Genomic DNA, 25,845 nt, shown 5'->3' on the forward strand with positions numbered 1-25,845 from the left:
GGCGGGCAAAACATGCGACTCCGCCTGACCATGACACCAGATATCAAAATCTGCGGATTGAAGACGCCGGACGCTGTCGAGCTTGCGGTGGCGCGTGGCGCGACCCATGTCGGCTTCATCTTCTTCGAGAAGAGCCCAAGGCACATCGATCCGGTGAGCGCCGGCCTTCTGGCCGACCGGGTGAGGGGACGCGCAAAGATCGTCGCCGTCACCGTCAATGCCGATAATGAGGAACTGGATGAGATCGTCGCCGTGCTGAAGCCGGATATCCTCCAGCTGCACGGCGCTGAATCGGCAGAGCGCGTCTTGACGGTGAAGGCCCTGTTCGGACTGCCTGTCATGAAGGCCTTTTCGGTGCGCACGGCCGATGACCTGCGCCGGATCGACGCCTATGAGGGCCTCGCCGATCGCTTCCTCTTCGATGCCAAGGCGCCGGAAGGCTCCGAACTTCCCGGCGGCAACGGCGTTTCCTTCGACTGGACGATCATGGACGCGCTTGACGACCAAGTCGATTACATGCTTTCCGGTGGCCTGAATAAGGATAACGTGGTTCAGGCGCTGACGGCGACACGGGCAAGCGGCATTGATTTGTCCTCGGGCGTGGAAAGCGCGCCGGGCATCAAGGACCTCGACAAGATGAACGCCTTCTTCGACAGGATCGATGCGTGGCGCGTCAGTGGATCAAAGGGAGTAGAGACGTGAACCAGGCTCTGAAACCGAATTCCTTCCGGGCTGGCCCCGATGAAGACGGCCGTTTCGGCATCTATGGCGGCCGCTTCGTGGCCGAAACCCTGATGCCGCTGATCCTCGACCTGCAGGAGGAGTGGAACAAGGCCAAGACCGATCCGGCCTTCCAGGCGGAGCTTGCGCATCTCGGCACCCATTATATCGGCCGTCCGAGCCCGATGTATTTTGCCGAGCGCCTGACGGCGGAACTCGGCGGCGCAAAGATCTATTTCAAGCGCGATGAGTTGAACCACACGGGCAGCCACAAGATCAACAACTGCATCGGCCAGATACTGCTGGCCAAGCGCATGGGCAAGACCCGCATCATCGCGGAAACCGGTGCCGGCCAGCATGGCGTGGCGTCGGCCACCGTTGCCGCCCGCTTCGGCCTGCCTTGCGTGGTCTACATGGGCGCGACCGATGTGGAGCGCCAGGCGCCGAACGTCTTCCGCATGAAGCTGCTGGGCGCCGAGGTGAAGCCTGTCACCTCCGGCCACGGCACGCTGAAGGATGCGATGAACGAGGCCCTGCGCGACTGGGTGACCAATGTCGACGATACCTATTACATCATCGGCACGGCCGCTGGCCCGCATCCCTATCCGGAAATGGTGCGCGAGTTCCAGTCGGTTATCGGCAAGGAAGCCCGCGAACAGATGATGGCTGCCGAAGGGCGCCTGCCGGATATGCTGGTGGCCGCCGTGGGTGGGGGCTCGAACGCCATCGGCCTCTTCCATCCCTTCCTCGATGACGAAAGCGTTTCGATCGTTGGCGTTGAAGCCGGCGGCAAGGGCCTGGACGGCGAAGAGCATTGCGCCTCGCTGACGGCTGGCCGTCCCGGCGTGCTGCATGGCAATCGCACCTATCTGCTGCAGGACGATGACGGGCAGATCAAGGAAGGCCATTCCATCTCCGCCGGTCTCGATTATCCCGGCATCGGGCCGGAACATTCCTGGCTGCGCGATACCGGCCGCGTCGAGTATGTGCCGATCAAGGATGACGAGGCGCTCGCCGCCTTCCAGATGCTGACGCGCACCGAGGGCATCATCCCGGCGCTTGAGCCCAGCCACGCGCTGGCCGAAGTCATCAAGCGCGCGCCGAAGATGGACAAGGACCAGATCATCCTGATGAATCTCTGTGGCCGCGGCGACAAGGACATCTTTACCGTCGGCAAGCTTTTGGGGATGGGTCTCTGATCATGACTGAACGTATGGATGCACGTTTTGCCGACCTGAAGGCTGAAGGCCGCCCGGCGCTTATCACTTATTTCATGGGCGGCGATCCGGATTTCGAAACGTCGCTCGGCATCATGAAGGCGCTGCCGGAAGCCGGCGCCGATGTGATCGAACTCGGCATGCCGTTTTCCGATCCGATGGCCGATGGCCCGGCCATCCAGATGGCTGGTCATCGGGCACTGTCCGGCGGCCAGACGCTGTCGAAGACGCTTGATCTTGCGCGCGCTTTCCGTGAAGGCGACCAGAAGACCCCGATCGTGCTGATGGGCTATTACAACCCGATCTACTCGTTCGGCGTCGAGCGCTTTCTGGATGCAGCGCTTGAAGCTGGCATTGATGGTCTGATCGTGGTCGACCTGCCGCCCGAAATGGACGATGAACTGTGCATCCCGGCGCTTGCCAAGGGTATCAACTTCATCCGCCTGGCAACGCCGACGACCGATGAAAAGCGCCTGCCAAAGGTTCTGAAGAACACCTCCGGCTTCGTCTACTACGTCTCGATGAACGGCATTACCGGCTCGGCACTTCCGGATCTGTCCAAGATCGCCGCTGCCGTCAACCGCATCAAGGCCCATACGGACCTGCCGGTCTGCGTCGGCTTTGGCGTCAAGACCGCCGATCATGCCCAGGCGATCGGCGCCGCGGCCGATGGCGTCGTGGTGGGGTCTGCTATCGTTGCCCAGGTGGCCGGCAGTCTCGATGCCGAAGGCCGTGCAACGAGCCACACCATTTCTGCAGTCTCGACGCTGGTGCGCGGTCTTGCCACCGGCGTCCGTTCGGCCCGCCTTGCGGCTGCCGAATAACGTTACCACATTGACGATGGTCAATCAGGAGTTTTGCCCGTGAACTGGATCACCAACTATGTGCGCCCGCGCATCAATTCCATGCTGGGTCGCCGGGAAGTGCCGGAGAACCTCTGGATCAAGTGCCCGGAAACCGGCGAAATGGTCTTTCACAAGGATCTTGAGGAGAACAAGTGGGTCATTCCCGCCTCCGGCTTCCACATGAAGATGCCGGCAAAGGCACGGCTTGCCGACCTGTTCGACGGCGGCGTTTATGAAAACCTGCCGCAGCCGAAGGTGGCGCAGGACCCGCTGAAATTCCGCGATTCGAAGAAATATGCCGACCGCCTGAAGGACAGCCGCATCAAGACCGAGCAGGAAGATACGATCCTTGCCGGCCTCGGCAAGGTCGAGGGCCTGACGCTGGTTGCCGTCGTGCATGAGTTCAACTTCATCGGCGGCTCGCTCGGCATGGCGGCCGGCGAGGCGATCGTCAAGGCTGCCGAACGGGCGCTTGCCGAACGCTGCCCGCTGGTCATCTTCCCCGCTTCGGGTGGAGCGCGCATGCAGGAAGGCATCCTCTCCCTGATGCAGCTGCCGCGCACCACGGTTGCGATCGACATGCTGAAGGAAGAAGGTCTTCCTTACATCGTGGTCCTCACCAATCCGACGACCGGTGGCGTGACGGCATCCTATGCGATGCTGGGTGATGTTCACATTGCCGAGCCGGGCGCCGAAATCGGCTTTGCCGGCAAGCGCGTCATCGAGCAGACCCTGCGCGAAAAGCTGCCGGAAGGGTTCCAGACGGCGGAATATCTGCTGGAGCACGGCATGGTCGACATGGTGGTGAAGCGCCATGATATCGCCCACACGCTGGCCACGATCCTCAAGATCATGCTGAAGCAGCCGGCAGGTGTTGCGGGCCATGACGCAGGTCAAAAGCTCGCACTCAGCGCCTGATTTTCCATGAATGCCTCGGGGACTGACATGAACGACGTGGCCCATAGCGAGGCGGAGCAGGTTATCAACGACCTGATGAAACTGCACCCCAAGGGTTTCGACATGACCCTTGGGCGCATGCGCCGCCTGCTCGATGTTCTGGGCAATCCGCAACTGAAACTGCCGCCGATGATTCATGTCGCCGGCACCAACGGCAAGGGCTCGGTCTCCGCCTTCTGTCGCGCGCTTCTCGAAGCGGGCGGCTACGCGGTGCATGTCCACACCTCGCCACATCTGGTGCGTTGGCATGAACGTTACCGGATCGGTGCCAAGGGTGCCGCCGGGACGCTGGTTGCGGATGCGGATCTGGCCGATGCGCTGCGCCGCGTTGCCGAAGCCAATGCCGGCCAGGCGATCACGGTGTTCGAGATCCTGACGGCGGCCGGGTTCCTGCTGTTTTCCGAGCGGCCTGCCGATGCGGTGATCATCGAGGTCGGCATGGGCGGCCGCCTCGATTGCACCAATGTTGTCGATGATCCGGCCGTCTCGGTGATCATGCCGATCTCCTTCGACCATCAGGCCTATCTGGGAGACCGGGTGGAACTGATTGCAGCGGAAAAAGCCGGTATCATCAAGAAGGGCCGCCCGGTGGTCATCGGGCACCAGGAATTCGAGGCGGCGCGCGAAACGCTGGCTGCGACTGCCGATCGCCTCGGCAGTCCGGCTGCCATTTACGGCCAGGACTTTTCAGCCCATGAAGAGTTTGGCCGCATGGTCTACCAGGACGAGTTTGGTCTTGCCGACCTGCCTCTGCCCCGCCTCCCGGGTCGCCATCAGCTCGCCAATGCGGCAGCGGCCATCCGTGCCGTCAAGGCGGCAGGATTTGCCGTGACCGAGGCAATGATGGAAACGGCCATGACGTCAGTCGAATGGCCGGGACGTTTGCAGAAACTGACAGAAGGCGAACTTCTGGCCTATGCGCCGGCGGGTTCCGAAATCTGGGTGGACGGCGGGCATAATCCCGGCGCCGGCGAAGTGATTGCCGAAGCCATGGCCTCGTTTGAGGAAAAGCAGGCGCGGCCGCTTTACCTCATTGTCGGCATGCTCAACACCAAGGACCCGATCGGCTATTTCCGTGCCTTTGCCGATATCGCCGAATATGTCTTCACGGTGCCGATCCGCGGCAGCGATGCCGGCCTGGACCCGGTGGCGCTGGCCGATTCGGCTTATGATGCGGGCCTTGTGGCGGAACCGTCGCTTGCGGTTGCCGATGCGCTGAAAGAAATCTCGGCGCGCCAGCTCGAAGGACAGCTGCCGCCACGCATCCTGATCGGCGGGTCGCTCTATCTTGCCGGAAATGTCCTCGCCGACAACGGGACACCTCCGAAGTAAGCTCTCCAATCAACTGACGCCCACAAAAAAAGCCCGGTCAATGCCGGGCTTTTCCGTCGATTGGGAGGCGGTGCTTAAACAGCACCGGCAATCCATGAGGTCAGCGCAGTCTTGGGCGCGGCGCCGACCTTGATGTCTGCCACTTCGCCGCCCTTGAACATGGCAAGCGTCGGGATCGAACGGACACCGAACTTGGCAGCCAGTTCCGGGTTTTCATCGATGTTCAGCTTGGCGATCTTGACCTTGCCGGCCATCTCGGTGGAAATTTCTTCGAGGCTCGGACCGATCATCTTGCAGGGGCCGCACCACTCAGCCCAGAAATCCACGACGACAGGTTCTGCGGAATCCAGAACTTCCGACTGGAAGTTCGCGTTGTCGACTTTCACGGTAGCCATGAGGCTCTCCTTCAACGATTTTCGTGTTGGCAAGAATGTGATGCGCCCGCGCGCCAAATTCAATGCTGCCTATCTCATTTTGTGGTGAGCTCGGCAAGGGAGCGGACCAGAAGCGCCGGTGGAAGTTGAATGACAGCGCCCGTTTCCGTGTAGACCAGCACGCAGGCAATCTCCCGATCCGGATAGAGCGGCTTCAGGATCTCCCGGTAGATGGCAAGCTGCGCCCGGTGGGCGAGCGGCACCTGCTCGGGTGATCTTGGGGCAAAGCGGTTCGTCTTATAGTCGAGAATGGTTACTGTACCGTCGGACCCTACGCTCAGGCGGTCGACGCGGCCGGATACGGCGTGATTGCGGCCATTCAACTGCAGCGTACCCATGATCGAGACTTCCGGCTGGGCATGGGCCGTAAAGACGGATTGCAGATCCGGGTGGCGCAGCACACCCATGATGGCGGCTAGAAGCGCCTGCCTTTCGTGCTCCGGCCAGAAGCTTGCCGTGCGCGAAAGATAGCGGCGTGCCGCGTCTTCCTGCGCATTGAGAGGGAAGCTCGGCAACATCTGCAGCATGCGATGGGTCAGGCGGCCCTTCTGCAGCGCGCGGCCTGCCGATGCCTTTTCGCCAAAGAGCGGCGAGACAAACGCGACCTCGCCATCCTCCTCATCGATCGTCACACCGGCGCCGGACGGACTGAGCGGCCGGGGGAGGGGTTTGGACGGCGGCAGCTGGCGCGACAAGGCCTCAGGCAGGCTCTCCTCCCGTCTGTCGGCCATCGTCTCTTCGTGTCTGGCCAGCGGGCGAAGCGGGCCCACCGGTGCCCGCCACTGATGGCCTTCCCAGTCGCCGTCGGGGCCGGAAAAGCGTGCGGGCTTGCACCGATCGCCGTTGCTTGAGAGCGCGCGCGCCACCATGGCCTGCCAGCTTTCGTCGTTCTCCAGCTTGCCGCGATAGCCGCAGATGATCAGGCGGTCGGCAGCCCGTGTCATGCCGACATAGAGCAGGCGCCGATACTCTTCCTCGGCGGCGAGTTTGACCCGCTCGTCATCGGCGGATGTCAGCGCGTTCGAGAGGGTCTTGCCCGGCACCCACGCGGGCACATCGCGACCATCGATCTTCAGGAAGCGGAATTTCGGCACATGCGAGTGGATGAAGGCCTTCGAGCCGCTATCGACCAGAAACACCACCGGCGCCTCCAGCCCCTTGGAGGCATGCACGGTCATGATGCGCACCTCGTCACGGCCGCTGTCCTGCTCACGCTTGATGGTGGGCGATTCCAGCTCCAATGTCGATATGAAGCTCTGCAGGCCGGGCAGCGTCTTGTCCTCATGGTCAAGCGCAAGGCTCAGGAACTCATCGAGAATATCTGCCGCCTCGCTGCCCAGCCGGGCAAGGAAACGCTTGCGGCCGCTATCTGCCCCGAGAATCCGCGCAAAGAAGTCATGCACGCTGAAGCGCCCGGCCATCTCGACCATGCCCTTGAGGCGCGTCACGGTGGGCGCAAACCGGCTGTCGTCTTCCGCCGCCAGCGCCTGCATGTGTTGCCAGACGCTGGTGTTCTCGGGCCTCAGCGCCGCGAGGTGGAAGATATCGTCTTCGACGAGATCGAAGAGCGGGCTTTTCAGCACGGCGGCCAGCGACAGATCATCGTGCGGCTGCAGCACGAAGCGGGCAAGCGCCATCAGGTCCTGGACGGCGATATGATTGGTAAGCTTCAGGCGGTCGGCCCCGGCGACGGGGATTTCGCCGCGTCGTTTCAGGGCGCGTGTCAGCGCGTTGACGAAGGCGTCGCGCTTGCGCACCAGAACCAGAATATCGCCCGGACGGATCGTGCGTTCGTGATCTTTCTCGATGATGGTCTGGCGGCCGACCATCTCGCCGATCACATAGGCCATGCGCGCTGCCAGAATGGCGGAAGGCGCCCGATCGGGCGTTGCGTCAAAGGGGGCTGTCCAGTCGTCCTCCATGTCCGAGACATCGGGCACGACGGTTTCCCAGAGATCCACGGCACCCGCATGGCCGATGCGATTTGACCGGTGAATGACTGGATCTCCGATGGCGCTCAAGCCCCTTGCATTGTCTTCGAGCGCAAATACCTGGTCGACGGCGCTCAGGACATCGGCGGTGGAGCGGAAGGAGAGGGGCAGCCGCACCGGATGGAAGGCCTGGCCGCTCAGGTCCACCCGTTTCTGGGTTTCGAAACGCTCCTGCGCAAACCGTTCCGGCCGCGCCCCCTGGAAAGAATAGATTGACTGCTTTTCGTCGCCGACGGCAAAGATGGTTCGCCGGGTTTCGCGCGCGCTCTGCCCGGAGAAGAAGTCTTCGGCCAGAGATTTGATCACCGCCCATTGCACCGGGCTCGTATCCTGCGCCTCGTCCACCAGAATGTGGTCGATGCCCTGGTCGAGCTTGTAATGCACCCAGGCACCGACCCCATCGCGTGTCAGAAGATCGGCGGTGCGGGCAATCAGGTCCTCGAAGTCCAGAAGACTGCGGCGCCGCTTCAGCTCCTCGTAATCTTCGTTCAGCCGGTCGGCGAGCGTCAGCGCCGCACGCGTCGCCTCGAACATGCGCAGGGTGCGCAGTCGTTCGCGGGTATCGACCACATGCTGGCGCGCTAATGCCACGGCATCACCCAGCTGCGGTGCTGCCGTCAGCATGGCCTTTGCGATCAGCGAGCTGTCTGCCTTGGGTTTGCCGGCCTGCGTCAGGAAGACCTGGTCGAGAAGTTTTGCCCGCGCAAGAGGATCCGCCTCGGCCACGGCCCGTTTCAGCATCAGGCCGGCATCACCCGCCTTTGCACCGCCCTTTGTCTCGGCAAGCTCGAGGTAAAGGTCCAGCAGCGGACCGGAAAGAGCGGGAAGCGGCCAATAGGCCTCGATCAGCGTGGCTTCACTGTCATTCTTGCCGAGGTCAAACGCCTGGCGCAACAGGGCGTCCGGGCCACCATGCTCATCCGCTTCTGCGAGAAAGCGGCGGATCGCGGTGCGGTTCGCGATGATATCGGAGATGAGACCTTCGAGCCCCGTTTCATCACCGAGATCGAGGACATGGGCAAAGGCTGCGGCGAGACCTGAATCGTCTTCCGCCGATGTTGCCGTCAACAGGGAACGGCGCGCTTCGGCGAGAAGCGCCGAGGCCGAGGCATCGTCCAGCACGGAAAAATGCCCGGCGACATTGGCTTCCAGCGGAAACTGGTGCAGCAGCGCCTCGCAGAAGGCATGGATGGTCTGGATCTTCAGGCCGCCCGGCGTTTCAAGCGCCTTGGCAAACAGGCGGCGGGCGTTGGCGAGCTTGAAGGAATCCGGCTCATGACCCTCGATGCCGGCGATCCGCTCGGCCAGTTTCTCGTCCGGCAGAACGGCCCATTCCGCCAGTCGCTGAAACACCCGGTTCGACATCTCCGATGCGGCCGCCTTGGTGTAGGTGAGGCAGAGAATGGCCGACGGGCGGCAACCGGCGAGCAGAAGCCGGATCACCCGCTGGGTCAACACATGGGTTTTCCCCGAGCCGGCATTGGCCGAGACCCAGGCGGAACTGGCCGGATCGGAGGCAAGCGCCTGCTGGCGCGCCGTCCAGGTCAGCCACAGAGCCGGATCATCGCCCAACAGCGTGACGTCCGTCTGCTCATCTCGGCGTTCACTCATCGGCATCGCTTTCTTCGGCGTCGGCGGTGGACCATTCCGCCACGCGTGCCAGATGGTCGTATTCGCCGCCGAAATTGCTTTGCATGACGGGGATCAGCCGCGAAGCAAAGCCGATATCGCCCTCGCGCAGACGGATGACAAAAGTAGTCAATTGCGCGATCGAATCCTCCGCCAGGTCCAGCGCCGATTTCGGCTTGCTGCGGGCGGTTTCGCGCCCGCCCTCGTTGTTGACGGTGTCGCACGTGAAACGTTCGCCGGGGCGAAGGCGCACATAAAGGAGATTGTCCGGTCGAACCGCACCGATGCCCTTGAAGCCACCGGCCTGAAGTGCTGCCGCTTCAAGCGGCAATTGCGGATCAAGCAGCGCCCGGGCCTGTGCGACTGAGGGGCTCAGCCCGGTCTTGTAGTCGATGATATCGGCGGTGCCCGACCCCTTGATGTCGATGCGGTCGGCAATGCCGGTGAGCCTGATCCCCGCCTCCGGGATTTCATAGCCGGCGGGCAGTTCCGTATAGGTGCGGCGGATGTCGGGTGCGCGCTCAGCCTCCCAGCGCAGGAAGGCGCGGGCGACTTCGCGAAAACGCGGGCGCCACACCTGATCGATGTGGATCGGCAGCGCTTCGATGAGAAACTCCTCGTCGATCAGCCGCTCCATCACCTGAAGTGCTTCCGGCGAGCCCGGAACAGGGGCAACCCGCGTGTAGCGCTCGATGATGCGGTGATAGAGCGTGCCGCGCTCGGCAACCCCCGGATCCTCGTTGAACGGCGAAAGGGGATCAAGCTTCAGGATGCGGCGTGCATAGATCGAATAGGGGTCGCGGCGCAGCCGTCCGACTTCGCTGAAGGAATATTTCGTCGGCTGCAGTTCCGGCGGCGCCTTGGGTGCGGGACGCCGTGCCAGCGGCTGGCGTTCGTCGGGACCTGCGCGGTCGAGAAGCTGCGCCCAGTTTCGATAGACATCGCCGCGGCCCCGCAGATCTTTCGCCAGCGTCTCGCCGCAGAGCGCCAGAAGCCGCTGCAGCCAGCGCGAGGCAACGGTCGGAGCGCCGCCCTGGCGCAGCGCGCGCGTGTAGATCATGTGGCGTGTGCCGTTCGCCATCGCAAAGTCATGCGCCAGCTGGCCGATCCGCCGTTCCGGCGGCTCAAGCCCGATATCGGTCTTCATGGTGCGCGACAGGAAGGGATTGTTGACCGACTGGCCCGGCCAGGAGCCTTCGTTCAAGCCGCCGAGAATGAGCGTATCCACCCATTGCAGGCGCGCTTCGAGCGTGCCGAAGATGAAGATGCGCGGATGGCTGAGCGCCCGGGGCTTGACCGCTTCGCTGGTCAGAAGCGCTGCGATGATATCGATCCACTGCGGCCCGTCGGCCTCGATCTGGCCGTCCGTTTCGATGATCTCGGCAAGAAGTGCTGCAAGTCTCTCGCCGGCCTCGCCGGTCCAGAGCGCCCGAAGGTCACCCTCGGGGCCGGCTGCAATGGCCTCCAGAGCCCGGCCGGTCCGTTCCGCCCAATCGGAAAGCGGCAGGCGGGCGGTGAGGCTGCGGCCATCGGCGCGTCTGGCAACGAGGGCAGAGGCGAGCGGTTCGACCGCGACAGCGATGGTTTCGGCAAAGGCCTGGGCTTCCCCGGCAGCCTCCGGCGGCAGCGACAGTCGCCATTGCGGTGCATGTCGGTCGTCCGCCTGTTCGCGCAACCGCCGTTCGAGAAGCGGCGCAAGGTTTGCGATATCGGGTTCGCCCAAGCCGCCGCGCAGGGCCAGAAGTTCCAGCGCTTCGCCAGCGCGCTTGCGCTGATCGGGGCCAAGACCGAAGGCGGCAAGCGGATGCTTGATGAGCGCAGTGATGGCCACGGGATCGCCCGGTCGCAGAATGGCTTCGAGCGTCAGCGCCAGAAGCGTGCCCTGCGGCGTGGCCGACAGCGGCGTGCCGGCGGTGTCGTCGGCAGTGATGCCAAAGCGGGCAAGTTCGGCCGCGACGCGACGGGCAAGCGCGCGGTCGGGCGTGATGAGAGCCGCCAGTGATTCACCGCCATCGGCACCGGGCTTTTCCAGCGCCAGCCGCAGCGCAATCGCAATGGCTGCGGCCTCCTCGCGCTCATTGGCGGTTTCGATGAGGCTGATATCGGCAAAGGCTTCGCTGATTGCTGAAAGCGGGGTTTCCTGACGCCAATGGTTCCAGCGATCGGTGGCCTCTGCGGGTGCAAGCGCCTGCGAGAGAAGCCTTGCCCGAAGCGTCAGGTCATCTGGAGCATGCCCAAGCGGCTCCACATCGTCGCGACGGACATTGAGCTTTTGCAGAAGCCGATGGAGGCCGTATTGCGGATGACTGCGGCCTGAAGGGTCCGGGCGGGTGCCGGGCATCTGCTCGCCCAGCATCTGCCACTGGTCGTCCGGCATGAACAGATCGAGCCCCGGCAGAACAATGGCGCCGTTCGGCAGGTTAGCGATGGCGGCAATCAGATTGGCAGCCGCCGGAACCGAGCCGGTAGAGCCGGCGACGATGACGGGGCCGTCGTGCTGGCGTTCGCCGATGCGGCGCGCCTCGCCATTCAGAATGGCTGCCTTGTGGCGGGCGGGGGAGGAGCGGCGCAGCTCTTCCAGCCGCGCGGGCCAGAAACTGCTGGCGATTTTCAAAAATTCCGCCGTCAGCTGCCACCAGAGCGAATGATCACCGGTATCCAGCCGCTCGAGATCCGACCAGTCGCGTTCTTCGGTTTCGATGGCGTCGATCAATTCGGCAAGCGCCCGGGCAAGCCAGATGGCATCTGCCGGACTTGCGGGCGCGACAAGCGGGGATTCCTGGTGCACGTCGAGAATGGCGCGGGGGAGGGAGTTTCGCCAGACAAGGATCAGGCGGCCAAGCTCCAGCAGCCGGGCGGTGCTGGAGATCGGCATGGCCAGGTCCATCTCCTCGGGCGCCACCAGATCGAAGAAGCCGACATCGTCATCGGTCTCGCCCAAGGGCCGGATGAGCGGCAGGATGGCCGACCGGCCGCCCAGGAGATCGACGAATTCGGAGCGCAGCACGCGCGCGGCGCGGCGCGTCGGCACGTAGATGGTGACCTTGGAGAGAGACAGCGGGTCGTCGGGCGCATAGCGGAAGGAAGGAAGGAGCCGGCCATCGCAAAGGCTTTCCGCCACCGTGCGCAGGAAGGGGACCGCCGCCGGCACCGTCAGGATGCGTTTTTGCCCGCGCGCGCTCATGCTCCGCCCGTTGGCGCTGCATTTTTCAGGAAGGCCTCGGCTTCCTCCAGCCCCTCCGGCGATCCGACCGTGATCCAGTCGCCGTGAAGGTCGATGCCGTAAAGGCGGCTGCGGGCAATCGCCTTGTCGAAAAAGAGGTTCAGGTTGAAGGCATCGTCGGGCGCATCGGCAAAGAAGGTGGTGTCGACGGCAAAGGCGCCGGCATAGACCACCGGATGGGTATCGCCCTCCCGGTAGCGCGTCAGGTGGCCTTGCGCATCCTTATGAAAATCGCGCGTGCCATTGTGGCCAATGGTCCGATCCATCGGCGCACAGAGCATCAGCATGTCCATCGTAGCCGGATCAAAGGCATTGACCAGACGGACGAGGTTGGACGCTTCTCCGGCCGGTTCGTTGACCCAGAAGAGATCGGCATTCATCACCAGGACCGGCCCCGGCGGCAGAAGGGCCAGGCCCTTCACCAGTCCGCCGCCATTGTTCATCAGGCGCTGCCGTTCGTCGGAAACGAGAATATCGAGATCTTTGCGGGCCGCCAGATAGGCTTCCATCTGGTCGGCATGGTGATGGACATTGATGGCAAGGCGCTTGACGCCGCACTCCACCAGAAGATCAAGCACGTAGTCCAGCATCGGGCGCCCGCCCACCGGCACAAGCGGTTTTGGCGTGAGGTCGGTCAAGGGACGAAGGCGGGTGCCGAGCCCTGCGGCCAACACCATGGCGTTCTCGATGATCATCCGGAACCTATGAGTGTCTGAAATCTATTCGAGCTTCTGCCATCCAATCGCGCAAGGGTGCAAGCACCGGATGTTGCAGCGCTGAGGAGAGATAGGCAAGGGTACGCGGCATGTGCTTCATGTATCCGGGCTTGCCATCGCGATCTTTCAGCCGCACCCAGAGACCGGCAAGCTTGCAATTGCGTTGCGCCGCCATGATGGCAAAGGCTTCCCGGAAGGACGCTTCGTCGAAATTGCCGTGCTGGTGGCGAAGCGCAAGGTAATGCTGCAGAAGTTCGTTACCAAGGGCTGGCGAAATGGTGACGCGCGCATCCTGCACAAGCGAGGCCACGTCATAGGCCGTCGGGCCGATCATGGCATCCTGGAAATCGATGAGGCCGACGCGCTGCAGGCCCTGCTCGGCCTCGCGCCAGATCAGGTTGGGCGAATGCATGTCGCGCAGCAGCAAGTGGTGTTCGCTGGTCTTGAGTTTTTCGATCAGGCCATCCCACACCGCGCCATAGCTCAGCCGTTCCGCCTCGCTGACGGTGCCGCCTTTGCGCTGCCACGGCAGATACCAGTCGAGGATCAGCCGTGTCTCGATCTTCATCGCGACGGGATCGAAATCCGGCACCCGGTGCATATGGTGGGGCGTGACCGCAAGGTCCCGCTGCAGCGGGCTTTGATGGAGATGGGCAAGGCAGGCCACGCTCTCGCGGTAGCGCTGCGCAATGGGCGCACCGTCCGCATCCAGCACGCCATCAAATCCCAGATGCTCGATCAGCAGGAGACCGGCTGCATAATCGACTGCCAGGATTTGCGGCGCGGCAAGGCCGAGATGGCGCAGATATTCGGCAATGGCGACGAAGGGATAGGCGTCCTCGGCCAGATGCGCCACCTTCGGATAGGCTTTTCCATCCATCACCGGCGGGCCTTCCGGACGAAGCGGCCAGTCCATCAGGATAGTGAGCTTGCCGTCGCTGTCGGTAATCGTTTCATAGGCGCGCAGCGACGCATCGCCGGTGAGGAAGCGGCGGCGGGCCTCGCCATGGCCGTTGTCCCGCAGGAAGGCGCGGATGGCGAGCACGCGGCGGATGCGATCGAGCGCGGGCTTAGGCCCGTGGATTTCTGCCCGGCGGCTGTCGCCATCATGCACGAGGGTGAGGCGGATACGGCTTCCCGGCAGCTCCGCATCGGCCATTTCGGGCCATTCGACAAGGCAGATACCGTCGTTCAGCGCTTCATCGAAGCCGAGTTCGTCGAGTTCCGACCCGTCGGCCAGCCGGTAGAGATCGAAATGCGCGACAGGAATGCGCAGGTCATAGGCCTGTACCAGGGTGAAGGTCGGGCTCGGCACTTCCAGATCGTCATCGTCTGCCATGGCGCGGAGAAAGGCGCGCGCCAGTGTCGATTTGCCGGCGCCAAGATCGCCGGAGAGCGCCAGGCAATCGCCGGCCTTCAGCGCAAGAGCCAGGTCTTCCCCGAGACGGACCGTGTCCGCCTCGCCTGAAAGCGCAAGCTGGAGAGGGGGTTCGTCGTTCATTCGGCGGCAATGGACCGGGCGTTGATGGCGCTCGGAATACGGCAGGTGACGGTTGTACCTTCGCCCGTGCGGCTGTCGATCTTCACGTCGCCATGATGCAGCGTCACGAAGCTTTCGACAATCGAAAGGCCAAGGCCCGCGCCGCTCTTCTTGCCACCCTTGCCACTGGAGAAGCGGTCAAACACCGTCTTCAGCATGTCTTCGCTCATGCCGGGACCATGGTCGGCGACGGAGAAGAAGAAGTCGGATCCCTTGCGCCAGCTGCTCAGGGTGACCGTCGAGCCTTCCGGGGCAAAATTGGCAGCATTGGTGATCAGCTTGATCAGGATCTGCTTCAGCCGCTGCTGGTCTGCGACGATCGTGCCGAGGTTCTTGGCCGCGATGATTTCCAGCGTCACGGCATTTTCGTACAGTCGGTCGGAGATCTGCATGGCCACGTCGTCCAACAGATCGTCGATGTCCATCTCGGTATAGTTCAGCTCCATGATGCCGGCATCGACTGTTGCCAGATCGAGGATGTCGTTGACGATGGTCAGAAGAACCGCCGAGGAGGTGGAGATGTGGTCGACATACTCCGCCTGGCGTTCGTTGAGCGGCCCGATGCCCGGCGTCTTCAACAGGTCTGTGAAACCGATGATGTTGGTGAGCGGCGAGCGCAGTTCATAGGATACGTGCTGGACGAAATCATTCTTCAGCTCGTCTGCCTTGCGCAGCGCCTCGTTCTTTTCCTTGAGAGCCCGTTCGGCGCGCGCACTGTCGGTCATGTTGACGAAGGTCAGCATGGTCTGGGCATTGGGCAGCGGAATGAGGGCGTAATCGAGCACGATGCCGGAGAATAGCTCGAACGTTCCCTGCAGCGAGGGGCGCTCGTCATCGAAATTGGTCAGCATCTGGCCAAACAGCCGCCAGCCGTCCGGCTTGTCATATTCCATGGCACAGGCCGCTTCGATGGCCTTGATATGGGTGTTCGGCTTGGTCTGCTCGTCCGTAATGCCCCAGATGGCGCGGAAAGCCGGGTTGGACAGGCGGATGCGCCCGTCCGGGCCGAAAACGGCAACCCCTTCGGCCAGATGGTCGATGGTTTCGCCCTGCACCTTGACCAGCGTGTTGTAGCGGGTCTCCAGATCCACCTGCTCGGTGAGGTTCTCAAACACCCAGGTCACGCCGCCCTGCGGATGGGCGGTGGCGATCACCTGCAGCGTCTGTGCATTGGGCAGGTGCCAGCGGTTCGTCTGGGTTTCGAGCGACCGGTAGACGGAGAGCACGCTTTCCTTCCAGTTGCGCCAGTTGAGCTGTTCGGGCAGCTTGTTCTGGCTGCGCAGCCGGTCGAGCAGTTCGTTATGGTCCGGGCGGCTTTCGAGGAAGCCGAGATCGAGATCCCAAAGGCGGGCAAAGGCCTGGTTATAGAACTGCAGGCGCTGGTCGCGATCGAAAATGGCAACGGGCGTTGCGAGGTGATTGAGCGTCTCGGCATGGCTTTTCAGCGTGCGGCTGAGTTCGGCGCGGATCGCATCCGCTTCCGAGACGTCAATCGCCATGCCGGCGGATCCCCCCTTGCCGACCACGTTCACCACGTCGAAAACGCTGCGATTGCCGCGCACCACGGTGGACACCCGCTCATGGAAGGGCGAGGTGGCGGTTGCCGTGGCGCGGATCTTTTCGCGCGCGATGGTGCCGAGAAATTCGCGGCCCTCCTCAAGAGCCTGCTCCGGGTTCGAGGCTTCCACAGCCTCGCCATAGGCATGATTGACCCAGGTGAGATTGCCGTCGTGATCGCGGTGCCAGACCGGCTGCTCCAGCGCATCGAGAAGCGACTGGAACAGGCCCATGGAGGTGACAAGGCGCTCCCGCTCGATCTTCAACTCGGCAAGTTCGGCGCGGAGATTATTGAGCGCAATGAAGCGGATGAAGGCCTTTCCGCCGGAGACGCGACCCTGCACTTCCAGAATCTCATCGCGCTGCGTTTCCACCACCATTTCGAAACTGCGGGCATGGCCGCGCAGCAATTCGATGGCGCGCTCAAGCTCTGCGGCCGAATGAGGCCGCATCCACTTGCCGAAGGCTAAGAATTCGCGGTCTTCCTGCGGCGCGCCGGTTTCCGCCGGCAGCTGTCCTAAGAATTCCGGGCGCGAAGGACCTGCTTCCCAGATGACGATCCGGCGGTTCTTGTCGGCAATCAGCGCCTCGTATTTCGAGATACGCTGGTTGGCCTCCGACAGCGCGCTGCGCATGTCCTCGCTCTCGGCCTCCAGATTGCCGCGCTGGCGCACCAGCCAGATGGTGGAAAGAAGGGCAGCTGCAATCGCACCGATGGCCAGCGACGAAAAGATCACCTCGGAGGAGGTGAACAGCCGCGTGGCGCCATAGGCTGCGTCCTGTGCGAGAGCCGCCCCGGCAAAGCCGGACAGCGCCGTGCCCGCAAGGGCCGTCCGCACCAGAGGGTACAGCCGGTTGAAGCGAAAGCGCCCGGCTTTCGCCAGGCCCTCAGCCTTCAGAATCTGTGTGGATGCCGGTGCCTCGTCGCAACCAGCATCCTTTGGAGCCCCCGCAAGAGGAGCTTTGAAATGTACCGCCATTCGGGTCTGTCTCCGTCCCATGTGCCGCATCGCCGACAAGACATCCCAGTCCGCGCGACACGAAACAGGCGCGCGAATCAAGTCTCACAACAATATCTGCTTCAGGAATCCGGGCAAAGGGTGGCGGCAAAAAAAGAAGCCGCGCATTTGTCAAGTGCGCGGCTACCATATCTTGTGGATATTTTAGTGAGAATTAGTACCTGTAGTGGTCTGCCTTGAACGGGCCCTGCTGGGAGACGCCGATATAGGCCGCCTGCTCGCTGGAGAGCTCGGTCAGCTTCACCCCGAGCTTTGCCAGATGCAGGCGCGCGACCTTCTCATCGAGGTGCTTGGGCAGGATGTAGACGCCCGGCTTGTATTCGCCAGGCTTGGTGAACAGCTCGATCTGGCCGAGCACCTGGTTGGTAAACGAGGCCGACATGACGAACGACGGATGGCCGGTGGCATTGCCGAGGTTCAGCAGGCGGCCTTCCGAAAGGATGATCATGCGGTTGCCCTTCGGGAACTCGATCATGTCCACCTGCGGCTTGATGTTCGTCCACTTGAGGTTCTTCAGCGCGGCAACCTGGATCTCGTTGTCGAAGTGGCCGATATTGCCGACGATCGCCATGTCCTTCATCTCGCGCATATGCTCGATGCGGATGACGTCCTTGTTGCCGGTGGTGGTGATGAAGATATCGGCAGACGAGACGACGTCTTCGAGCTGCACGACTTCAAAACCGTCCATGGCGGCCTGCAGGGCGCAGATCGGATCGACTTCCGTCACCTTGACGCGGGCGCCGGCGCCGGCCAGCGAAGCGGCCGAACCCTTGCCCACGTCGCCGTAACCGCACACGACTGCAACCTTGCCGGCCATCATCACGTCGGTGGCGCGACGGATGCCGTCGACCAGCGATTCCTTGCAGCCGTACTTGTTGTCGAACTTCGACTTGGTGACGCTGTCGTTGACGTTGATGGCCGGGAAGGGCAGCAGGCCCTTCTTGGCAAGCTCATACAGGCGATGAACGCCCGTGGTGGTTTCTTCGGTAACGCCCTTGATCGCGTCGCGCTGCTTGGTGAACCAGCCCGGCGAAGCCTTCAGGCGCTTCTTGATCTGCGCGAACAGAATTTCTTCCTCTTCCGAACCCGGAACAGACAGAACATCCTCGCCCGCTTCAGCGCGTGCGCCGAGCAGGATGTACATAGTGGCATCGCCGCCATCGTCGAGGATCATGTTGGAGACGCCACCATCGGTCCACTGGAAGATCTTGTCGGTGTATTCCCAATACTCGGTCAGCGTCTCGCCCTTGACGGCAAAGACCGGAATGCCGGCGGCGGCAATGGCGGCGGCGGCATGATCCTGGGTCGAGAAGATGTTGCAGGAGGCCCAGCGCACATCGGCACCCAGAACCTTCAGGGTCTCGATCAGCACGGCGGTCTGGATCGTCATGTGCAACGAACCGGAGATGCGCGCGCCCTTGAGCGGCTTGGTGGTGCCGAATTCCTCGCGGCAGGACATCAGTCCCGGCATTTCGGTTTCAGCAATGTCGAGTTCCTTGCGCCCGTAATCGGCAAGCGCGATGTCGGCGACAATGTAATCTTTCTCAATGCTCATGGTGGCTCTCCAGCTTTGCAGGGGGCTACCGCTCATCGGCAAGCAGCAACACGGATGCCGTTGCACGGCAGGCAACGACGCTGCCTGCCGTGTAGCAGGCTTCCTCAAAACTAGCAATAATGATATAAAGAAGTCTTTATATGATTGTTACATCTCTTCGCCAAATCGATCGGCGATCAGCTGGGTGAGTGCCTCAAGGGCCGCCTCGGCATCGGTGCCGGTCACGCTCACTTCGATGGAGCAGCCCGGGCTTGCGGCGAGCATCATCAGGCCCATGATGGATGTGCCACCCACCGTCATGCCATCCTTGGAGACGCTGACCTCCGCATCAAAGCCGGTGACCAGCTGGACGAACTTTGCCGAGGCGCGGGCATGCAGGCCGCGCTTGTTGATGATCAGCAGTTCGCGTGAGAGAGGTTGCATCGATCCGCTCATTTGCCGCTCAGAACCCGGCTGGCGACGTTGATATACTTGCGGCCCGCATCGGCGGCTTCGGCGAGCGCCTTTGCCATGTCATTATCGGCCCGCACGCCGGCGAGCTTGATCAGCATCGGTAGGTTCACGCCCGCAATCACTTCGGTCTTGCCGCTGTTCATGACGGAGATCGACAGGTTGGAGGGCGTGCCGCCGAACATGTCGGTAAGGATGATGACGCCGTTGCCGCTATCGACCCCGCCAACCGCATCCACGATATCCTGTCGCCGCTGGTCCATATCGTCCTCTGGACCGATACAGACAGTCTCGATGTTTTTCTGAGGGCCTACGACATGCTCGAGGGCATGACGAAATTCCTCAGCCAGCTTGCCATGGGTGACAAGCACCAGTCCTATCATATTGAAATCACCCCCCAGTAGATGGATACGCGCGGTCGCTTTTTGCACTGCAACAGGACCAGTGGCGGTGGGAAGCCATCTTGTCCATGTAAAGTCGAAGTGCAAGCTAAAAATCGTCGAATGGCATGCATCAAAACGGATGCTCTCCTCGAAATTCCGGTCGAAGGGCGGCGATGATGGCCAGTGGATCGCGTGTGCCCTGCAGCAATCGGATCAGCGGTAGGCTTCCTGCGGTTCCAAGATCAAGCCTTTCATCGTCGGGCGGCAGGCGTTGTGCTTTGTCCTCTTCCTCGACACGGACGGCAAGATGAAGGACAGCTTTGCCGATACTGGCGATGCTTGCAATGCCGCTGCCGCGGATCTCGATCAGGCCGGCAATGGAGGGCGGGCGTTGCGCAATCACGACAGTGTCCCGAGCCTCGATGAAAACCTGATCGTCGGCAATGAGGGCTGCGAAAGACCCGGTGCGGCGCGCCTCTTTGAGACAGGCAAAGGCTAAGGTCGACTTGCCGATGCCGGAAGGGCCGCAAAACACGATCCCCCGGGTTCCAAGCACGACGGCCGTGCCATGAAGGTTGATCCTGCCTTGGCTCACGCAGCCTCCCCGGCTGGAAGCGACAGGGTGAAGCGGGCGCCGGTCACGGCTTTCCCGTCGGACAGATTTTCAGCTTTCAGCGTGCCGCCATGCGCTTCGGCAATCTGGCGGCTGATCGACAGGCCAAGGCCGGAATTCTGGCCGAAACTCTCGCCCTCCGGACGGTCGGTGTAGAATCGCTCAAAGATCCGGTCGATATCCTCGGCGCGGATGCCGGGGCCGTTATCGTCCACCTGCACCACGCAATTGTCGCGGTTCTTGAACAGCTTCACCGTGATGCGCCCTCCCTGGTCGGGCACGAAGGAACGGGCGTTTTCGATCAGGTTGGTGATGATCTGGCCAAGCCGTAGATCATGGCCATGGACGCGGTAGCTGGTCTTGACGCCGGGCTTGTGATCCACCGACAGCTCGATCTCGACCGGCTTGCGGCCGGTGCGGATCTGGCGCGAAATCTCGACGAGATTGCTTGCCAGCATTTCCATGTCGACCGGTGCCGCATCGGAGCGGGCGAGTTCGGCATCCAGCCGCGACGCGTCGGAAATATCGGTGATCAACCGGTCGAGACGGCGCACGTCATGCAAAATGATGGCGGTGAGGCGCTGCTTGGAATCCTCGTTCTTCGCGAGCGGCAGAGTTTCTACCGCGCTTCGCAGCGAGGTGAGGGGGTTTTTCAGCTCGTGGCTCACATCGGCTGCGAAGCTTTCGATGGCGTCGATGCGGTCGTAGAGCGCGTTCGTCATGTCACGCAATGCAATCGAAAGATTGCCGATTTCGTCCTGCCGTGCCGAAAAGTCTGGAATTTCCTCGCGCTGCTTGACCCCTCGGCGCACCCGGATGGCCGCAGCCGAAAGCCGGCGCAGCGGATTGGCGATGGTGGAGGAGAGCAAGAGCGACAGAAGAATGTTGACGAGGGTCGCCACGCCGAAGACGCGCATGATCGCCAGACGTTCCGCATGGACGATATTGTCGATGTCGCCCGCCTGGGTCGACAGCAGCAGGACGCCGAGCACAGCGCGGAACCGCTGCACGGGAACGGCGACCGAAACGATGAGCTCGCCCTTGTCGGTCACACGCACCACGGCACCGCGTACGCCTGTCAGCGCATTCATCACCTCCGGATAGATCGAGCCGTCGCCGCCGGGCGCTTCCTTATAGGCCGGCAGGTTGCCCGGCTGCAGGATGCGGTTGATGATGCTGGCAAACCATTCGTTCCAGGTGGTGGTCTCGTTTTCGACCGGCGGCAGGTCATAGCGCAGCACCTGGCCGCGGGAATAGAGATGGCGCGAATCCAGCAGAAGATTGGCGTCTGCATCGAAAAGCCGGGCGCGTGTGCGGGTCGGCGAAATCAGCCGGCGCAGCACCGGCGCCACCCGCTCGGGATTGATTGGAAAGCCGAGATCCTCGTCATTCGGCACCGGCGTGATGCTCTGGCCGGCTTGCAGTTCCAGAAGCTTGCCGGGATCGATGGTGATCGAATTGGTATCGACCGAGGCGGAGGCCGAGATCGCGCCGGCGATGATTTCGCCCTGCGTCAGGAGGCTTTCGACGCGCGCATCGATGAGACCTTCGCGGAACTGGTTGAGATAGAGAATGCCCGCGACCAGCACCACGGTGGCTGCAATGTTGAAGAACAGGATGCGGCGCGTCAGGCTGGAAAACACCGCATTGCCGAAAATGCGGCGAATGAGCGTGAAGGGATGCGACCATAGCCGTCGGGCGGGGCGGGAGGCTTTCACCTCCGTCCCGTCAGTCTCGGCGGAATGAATTGTCTGGTCGGCCACGCCATTCCCTTTCACGCGACCGCCGGCCGTCCGGGCGGTCGATGTGCGTGCGCAATGTTTGCGGCGTCAGGCCGCTTCGCGGAACCTGTAGCCAACGCCGTAGAGCGTTTCGATCATATCGAAATCGCCGTCAACCATTTTGAACTTCTTGCGAAGGCGCTTGATGTGGCTGTCGATGGTGCGATCATCCACATAGACCTGCTCGTCATAGGCGGCATCCATCAGGGCGTCGCGGCTTTTCACCACGCCCGGGCGCTGCGCCAGCGAATGCAGAATGAGGAATTCCGTCACCGTCAGCGTGACCGGCTCGCCCTTCCAGGTGCAGGTATGGCGCTCCTGGTCCATGGCAAGCTGTCCGCGCTCCAGCGTGCGGGCCGCCTGATCGGCAATGGCTTTTGGCGTGCCGGGCGCTGCCTGACCTTCACGGCTAGTGGCGCGGCGCAGGATCGCCTTGACGCGCTCGACGAGAAGACGCTGCGAAAACGGCTTGGTGATGAAATCGTCGGCACCCATTTTCAGGCCGAACAGCTCATCGATTTCCTCATCCTTGGAGGTGAGGAAAATCACCGGCATGTCCGATTTCTGGCGAAGCCGGCGCAGCAGCTCCATGCCATCCATGCGCGGCATCTTGATGTCGAAGATCGCCAGTTGCGGCGGGCGCGCAAGCAGTCCGTCGAGTGCAGACGCTCCGTCCGTATAGGTCTCGACGCGATATCCTTCCGCTTCCAGTGCAATGGACACTGACGTTAGAATATTGCGATCGTCGTCCACCAACGCGACTGTCTGCATTCTGTCTATCTCCGCCATTCTCAACGCATCTCCTGGATTGTGGCCCAGCCGGACGACTGCCCGGGTTTGCGTGTCTTGGGGATAAAGGTGGAACAAATTGTGGCAAAGATAAAGGGCCGTCTATTTTGGCGCGGCACTTGCGGGCCCGGAAGGCGGTGTCGGAATCGGGAGAATTGTTCTTCTCAAACCGATTTAAACAGAACGAAAAGTTTTTAAATCGATTAAATAATTGATTTTATTGGCCTAATTCCATTTTCTCTCTTGCTCTTTTAAAAATCGCTGGTTAGCGTTCCCTCATTACCAACGTCAGCTGAAGGGAAGCGCGACATGGAGGCACTCGGTGTTCACAATCCGTCGAATGGCATTGCAGCCATCGGTCTTGGCGGTGCGGCGCGCGTCAACTACAATCTGAACGAGAGCGAGCTGTATGAGGCGGCCCTGCGTGCGGGTGAGGCGGAGCTGACGATCGACGGCGCGCTGCGGGCCGTTACCGGCCAGCACACGGGCCGTTCGCCGAAGGACAAATTTGTCGTTCGCGATGAACACACCGATCCGAAAATCTGGTGGGACAACAACAAGCCGATGTCGCCGGAGCATTTCGAGATCCTGCGCCAGGACATGCTGGCGCATGCGGCCGGCCGCACACTCTATGTGCAAGACCTGATCGGCGGCGCCGATGCCGACAATGCACTGCCGACCCGCATGGTGACCGAGCTTGCCTGGCATGCGCTGTTCATCCGCAACCTGCTGATTCGCCCGGATCGTGCGACGCTTACCTCCTTCCAGCAGAAGCTGACGATCATCAACCTGCCGAGCTTCCGCGCCGATCCGGCCCGCCATGGCTGCCGCACGGAAACGGTGATTGCCTGCGACCTGACGAACGGTCTGGTGCTGATCGGCGGCACGTCCTATGCCGGCGAGAACAAGAAATCGGTCTTCACGGTTCTCAACTACCTGCTGCCCGAAAAGGGCGTCATGCCCATGCACTGCTCGGCTAATGTCGGCCCGGACGGTGATTCGGCGGTGTTCTTCGGCCTGTCGGGCACCGGCAAGACGACGCTGTCTGCCGATCCGAACCGCACGCTGATCGGCGATGACGAACATGGCTGGGGCGAAAACGGCATCTTCAACTTCGAAGGCGGCTGCTATGCCAAGGCGATCCGCCTGTCGGCAGAGGCCGAACCGGAAATCTATGCGGCCACGCGCCGTTTCGGCACCGTGCTCGAAAACGTGGTGATGGACGAAAACCGGGTGCCGGATTTCGACGATACCTCGCTCACGGAAAATACCCGCAGCGCCTATCCGCTGCACTTCATCCCGAACGCCTCGGCCACCGGACTTGCGCCGCATCCGAAGACGATCATCATGCTGACGGCCGATGCGTTCGGCGTGATGCCGCCGATTGCCCGGCTGACACCGGAACAGGCCATGTACCACTTCCTTTCCGGCTACACCGCCAAGGTTGCCGGCACGGAAAAGGGCGTGACCGAACCGGAAGCGACCTTCTCGACCTGCTTCGGCGCTCCCTTCATGCCGCGCCACCCGACGGAATACGGCAATCTGCTGCGCGATCTGATTGCCAAGCATGAGGTCGATTGCTGGCTGGTCAACACCGGCTGGACCGGTGGCGCTTACGGCATTGGCCGGCGCATGCCGATCAAGGCGACGCGCGCGCTTCTGACGGCGGCGCTCACCGGCGAGTTGAAGAAGGTCGAGTTCCGTACCGACGAGAACTTTGGCTTTGCCGTTCCGGTTGCCGTTCCGGACGTCGATACCACCATCCTCGACCCGCGCTCCACCTGGGCCGATGGCGCCGCCTACGACGCCCAGGCGACCAAGCTCGTCAACATGTTCATTACGAACTTCACCAAGTTCGAGAACCACGTGGACAGCAAGGTGCGCGATGCAGCGCCGGGCGTGCTTGCCGCCGCCCAGTGAGGATTCACGTGGAACAATGAGCACCGCCGGTCCTTCAGGGGCCGGCGGTTTTCTTTTTGCGGGTTTTGTGAAATAGAGGGCGCCGGAGAAGAACCATGGCCAGCGATCCCCTTGTCATCAACAACCGCATCACCATCGCCGGATGGGAGCTGACGGAACAGTTCGTTCTCGCGGGCGGTCCCGGCGGGCAGAATGTCAACAAGGTCTCCACCGCCGTCCAGCTGTTCTTCAACCTGATGGGCTCGCCGGCGCTGAGTGACCGGGTGAAGGCCAATGCCGCGCAACTGGCCGGTCGCAGGCTTTCCAAGGAAGGCATTCTGCTGATCGAGGCCAACCGGTTTCGAAGCCAGGACCGCAACCGGGAAGACGCGCGCGAACGGCTGAAGGAACTGCTGCTCGACGCGGCCAAGCCGCCACCGCCGCCACGTCGCAAGACCAAGCCCACCAAGGGCTCGATTGAACGGCGGCTGAAGGAAAAGTCCGGACGCTCGGAAGTCAAGAAGATGCGGGGCCGCCCCGGCGGCGATTGAGGGGGCACGGCATGGCAACGCTTCTCAATGGTATCCGGCATCTGCCGGAATTTCTTGATCGCGAGGCCCAGGTCCGGCTTGTCGAGACCGTGCGGGCCATCGTGGTGCAGGCCCCCCTTTATGTGCCCGTCCTGCCGCGGACGGGAAAAACCATGTCGGTGCGCATGACCAATTGCGGATCGCTCGGCTGGGTCACCGACAAGGAACGCGGCTATCGCTATCAGCCGCATCATCCTGCAACGGGAGAGCCTTGGCCTGCCATTCCGGATGAACTTCTCGCGATCTGGGAGAGGCTTGCCGGCTATCCGAAGCCGCCGGAAGCCTGCCTCATCAATTTTTACGCGGATGATGCCCGCATGAGCCTGCACCAGGACCGTGACGAAGAGGCGCTGGATGCGCCCGTCCTGTCACTGTCGCTCGGCAATAGCTGCCTGTTTCGGGTCGGCGGGCTGGAGCGCACGGACAAGACTGGCTCTTTCCGGCTGCAAAGCGGTGACGCTGTCGTGCTGGGCGGGGAGGGGCGGCTGGCTTTTCACGGCGTCGACCGGATTTTTCCCGGCACCTCGACGCTTCTGAAGAATGGCGGCCGCATCAATCTGACGCTGCGCCGGGTCAATCGCTGACGATGGATTTTCATCGCCAGC

Annotated in this window: 20 protein-coding genes; 8 read left to right on the top strand and 12 right to left on the bottom strand. The window is 62.3% G+C overall.

Going from position 1 to position 25,845, the window contains the following annotated elements; genetic code table 11:
• Nucleotides 1–30: 30 nt before the first annotated feature.
• The 5 genes from ACEXP3_RS20950 to ACEXP3_RS20970 are packed head-to-tail and all read left to right on the top strand — an operon-like array spanning nt 31 to nt 5,071.
• The gene (locus ACEXP3_RS20950; RefSeq protein WP_210106862.1) at nt 31–702 is read left to right on the top strand and encodes a phosphoribosylanthranilate isomerase; all 672 of its coding nucleotides are present in this window, start codon (nt 31–33) and stop codon (nt 700–702) included.
• Nucleotides 699–1,919, top strand: coding sequence for a tryptophan synthase subunit beta (trpB, locus tag ACEXP3_RS20955; protein ID WP_210106863.1), 1,221 nt, complete (start codon nt 699–701; stop codon nt 1,917–1,919). Before ACEXP3_RS20950 ends, trpB begins: the two co-directional genes overlap by 4 nt.
• A gap of 2 nt (nt 1,920–1,921) precedes the next feature.
• The gene (trpA, locus tag ACEXP3_RS20960; RefSeq protein WP_210106864.1) at nt 1,922–2,761 is read left to right on the top strand and encodes a tryptophan synthase subunit alpha; all 840 of its coding nucleotides are present in this window, start codon (nt 1,922–1,924) and stop codon (nt 2,759–2,761) included.
• A 39-nt stretch (nt 2,762–2,800) separates the two neighbouring features.
• Nucleotides 2,801–3,700 carry an acetyl-CoA carboxylase, carboxyltransferase subunit beta gene (gene accD / locus ACEXP3_RS20965; protein ID WP_377299068.1) on the top strand — a complete coding sequence of 300 codons (900 nt, stop codon included), beginning with the start codon at nt 2,801–2,803 and terminating at the stop codon, nt 3,698–3,700.
• Between the two features lie 27 nt (nt 3,701–3,727).
• Entirely contained in the window at nt 3,728–5,071 is a 1,344-nt protein-coding gene (locus ACEXP3_RS20970) for a bifunctional folylpolyglutamate synthase/dihydrofolate synthase (protein ID WP_377299070.1), read from the top strand.
• A gap of 74 nt (nt 5,072–5,145) precedes the next feature.
• On the opposite strand, the gene trxA is transcribed toward ACEXP3_RS20970, so the two are convergent.
• The 12 genes from trxA to chvI all read right to left on the bottom strand — a co-directional run bounded on the left by trxA (nt 5,146) and on the right by chvI (nt 22,733).
• Nucleotides 5,146–5,466 carry a thioredoxin gene (gene trxA, locus ACEXP3_RS20975; protein ID WP_377299072.1) on the bottom strand — a complete coding sequence of 107 codons (321 nt, stop codon included), beginning with the start codon at nt 5,464–5,466 and terminating at the stop codon, nt 5,146–5,148.
• Between the two features lie 74 nt (nt 5,467–5,540).
• Nucleotides 5,541–9,107: a double-strand break repair helicase AddA gene (addA, locus tag ACEXP3_RS20980; RefSeq protein ID WP_377299074.1), complete on the bottom strand. Its 3,567-nt coding sequence runs from the start codon at nt 9,105–9,107 to the stop codon at nt 5,541–5,543.
• Nucleotides 9,100–12,309 carry a double-strand break repair protein AddB gene (gene addB / locus ACEXP3_RS20985; protein ID WP_377299076.1) on the bottom strand — a complete coding sequence of 1,070 codons (3,210 nt, stop codon included), beginning with the start codon at nt 12,307–12,309 and terminating at the stop codon, nt 9,100–9,102. The genes addA and addB overlap by 8 nt, the downstream gene beginning before the upstream one ends.
• Entirely contained in the window at nt 12,306–13,043 is a 738-nt protein-coding gene (locus ACEXP3_RS20990; RefSeq protein WP_377299078.1) for a nucleotidyltransferase family protein, read from the bottom strand. Before ACEXP3_RS20990 ends, addB begins: the two co-directional genes overlap by 4 nt.
• Before the next feature lie 7 nt (nt 13,044–13,050).
• Nucleotides 13,051–14,565, bottom strand: a complete 1,515-nt coding sequence (tsaE, locus tag ACEXP3_RS20995; protein ID WP_377299080.1) for a tRNA (adenosine(37)-N6)-threonylcarbamoyltransferase complex ATPase subunit type 1 TsaE — start codon at nt 14,563–14,565, stop codon at nt 13,051–13,053.
• On the bottom strand, nt 14,562–17,141 hold the full coding sequence (locus ACEXP3_RS21000) for a PAS domain-containing sensor histidine kinase (RefSeq protein ID WP_377299082.1): 2,580 nt from the start codon (nt 17,139–17,141) through the stop codon (nt 14,562–14,564). The genes tsaE and ACEXP3_RS21000 overlap by 4 nt, the downstream gene beginning before the upstream one ends.
• 193 nt (nt 17,142–17,334) lie before the next feature.
• The gene (gene ahcY, locus ACEXP3_RS21005) at nt 17,335–18,735 is read right to left on the bottom strand and encodes an adenosylhomocysteinase (RefSeq protein WP_377299084.1); all 1,401 of its coding nucleotides are present in this window, start codon (nt 18,733–18,735) and stop codon (nt 17,335–17,337) included.
• A gap of 147 nt (nt 18,736–18,882) precedes the next feature.
• The gene (locus ACEXP3_RS21010; RefSeq protein ID WP_377299085.1) at nt 18,883–19,158 is read right to left on the bottom strand and encodes an HPr family phosphocarrier protein; all 276 of its coding nucleotides are present in this window, start codon (nt 19,156–19,158) and stop codon (nt 18,883–18,885) included.
• A gap of 8 nt (nt 19,159–19,166) precedes the next feature.
• Nucleotides 19,167–19,568 (bottom strand): PTS sugar transporter subunit IIA, encoded by a 402-nt coding sequence (locus tag ACEXP3_RS21015; protein WP_377299087.1) that lies wholly within the window; start codon nt 19,566–19,568, stop codon nt 19,167–19,169.
• A gap of 130 nt (nt 19,569–19,698) precedes the next feature.
• A complete protein-coding gene (locus ACEXP3_RS21020; protein WP_377299089.1) occupies nt 19,699–20,163 on the bottom strand; it encodes an HPr kinase/phosphorylase in 465 nt (154 codons plus the stop codon).
• Nucleotides 20,160–21,929: a sensor histidine kinase gene (locus ACEXP3_RS21025; protein ID WP_377299138.1), complete on the bottom strand. Its 1,770-nt coding sequence runs from the start codon at nt 21,927–21,929 to the stop codon at nt 20,160–20,162. Before ACEXP3_RS21025 ends, ACEXP3_RS21020 begins: the two co-directional genes overlap by 4 nt.
• Nucleotides 21,930–22,010: 81 nt before the next feature.
• On the bottom strand, nt 22,011–22,733 hold the full coding sequence (gene chvI / locus ACEXP3_RS21030; RefSeq protein ID WP_210106877.1) for a two-component system response regulator ChvI: 723 nt from the start codon (nt 22,731–22,733) through the stop codon (nt 22,011–22,013).
• Between the two features lie 327 nt (nt 22,734–23,060).
• On the opposite strand from chvI, the gene ACEXP3_RS21035 reads away from it, so the two are divergent.
• The 3 genes from ACEXP3_RS21035 to ACEXP3_RS21045 all read left to right on the top strand — a co-directional run bounded on the left by ACEXP3_RS21035 (nt 23,061) and on the right by ACEXP3_RS21045 (nt 25,824).
• Nucleotides 23,061–24,671: a phosphoenolpyruvate carboxykinase gene (locus ACEXP3_RS21035; protein ID WP_377299091.1), complete on the top strand. Its 1,611-nt coding sequence runs from the start codon at nt 23,061–23,063 to the stop codon at nt 24,669–24,671.
• Nucleotides 24,672–24,766: 95 nt separating this feature from the next.
• Entirely contained in the window at nt 24,767–25,201 is a 435-nt protein-coding gene (arfB, locus tag ACEXP3_RS21040) for an alternative ribosome rescue aminoacyl-tRNA hydrolase ArfB (protein WP_377299093.1), read from the top strand.
• Between the two features lie 11 nt (nt 25,202–25,212).
• On the top strand, nt 25,213–25,824 hold the full coding sequence (locus ACEXP3_RS21045) for an alpha-ketoglutarate-dependent dioxygenase AlkB family protein (protein ID WP_377299094.1): 612 nt from the start codon (nt 25,213–25,215) through the stop codon (nt 25,822–25,824).
• Nucleotides 25,825–25,845: the final 21 nt, after the last annotated feature.

The organism is Neorhizobium fuzhouense, assembly GCF_042611105.1.
Classification (GTDB): Bacteria; Pseudomonadota; Alphaproteobacteria; order Rhizobiales; family Rhizobiaceae; genus Neorhizobium; species Neorhizobium galegae_A.

Bases quoted from the DNA above. Each gene is read 5' to 3' on its own strand.
- ACEXP3_RS20950 (WP_210106862.1), top strand. From the start codon at position 31: ATGACACCAGATATCAAAATCTGCGGATTGAAGACGCCGGACGCTGTC.
- trpA (WP_210106864.1), top strand. From the start codon at position 1,922: ATGACTGAACGTATGGATGCACGTTTTGCCGACCTGAAGGCTGAAGGC.
- ACEXP3_RS20970 (WP_377299070.1), top strand. From the start codon at position 3,728: ATGAACGACGTGGCCCATAGCGAGGCGGAGCAGGTTATCAACGACCTG.
- trxA (WP_377299072.1), bottom strand. From the start codon at position 5,466: ATGGCTACCGTGAAAGTCGACAACGCGAACTTCCAGTCGGAAGTTCTG.
- addA (WP_377299074.1), bottom strand. From the start codon at position 9,107: ATGAGTGAACGCCGAGATGAGCAGACGGACGTCACGCTGTTGGGCGAT.
- addB (WP_377299076.1), bottom strand. From the start codon at position 12,309: ATGAGCGCGCGCGGGCAAAAACGCATCCTGACGGTGCCGGCGGCGGTC.
- ACEXP3_RS20990 (WP_377299078.1), bottom strand. From the start codon at position 13,043: ATGATCATCGAGAACGCCATGGTGTTGGCCGCAGGGCTCGGCACCCGC.
- tsaE (WP_377299080.1), bottom strand. From the start codon at position 14,565: ATGAACGACGAACCCCCTCTCCAGCTTGCGCTTTCAGGCGAGGCGGAC.
- ACEXP3_RS21000 (WP_377299082.1), bottom strand. From the start codon at position 17,141: ATGGCGGTACATTTCAAAGCTCCTCTTGCGGGGGCTCCAAAGGATGCT.
- ahcY (WP_377299084.1), bottom strand. From the start codon at position 18,735: ATGAGCATTGAGAAAGATTACATTGTCGCCGACATCGCGCTTGCCGAT.
- ACEXP3_RS21010 (WP_377299085.1), bottom strand. From the start codon at position 19,158: ATGCAACCTCTCTCACGCGAACTGCTGATCATCAACAAGCGCGGCCTG.
- ACEXP3_RS21015 (WP_377299087.1), bottom strand. From the start codon at position 19,568: ATGATAGGACTGGTGCTTGTCACCCATGGCAAGCTGGCTGAGGAATTT.
- chvI (WP_210106877.1), bottom strand. From the start codon at position 22,733: ATGCAGACAGTCGCGTTGGTGGACGACGATCGCAATATTCTAACGTCA.
- ACEXP3_RS21035 (WP_377299091.1), top strand. From the start codon at position 23,061: ATGGAGGCACTCGGTGTTCACAATCCGTCGAATGGCATTGCAGCCATC.
- arfB (WP_377299093.1), top strand. From the start codon at position 24,767: ATGGCCAGCGATCCCCTTGTCATCAACAACCGCATCACCATCGCCGGA.
- ACEXP3_RS21045 (WP_377299094.1), top strand. From the start codon at position 25,213: ATGGCAACGCTTCTCAATGGTATCCGGCATCTGCCGGAATTTCTTGAT.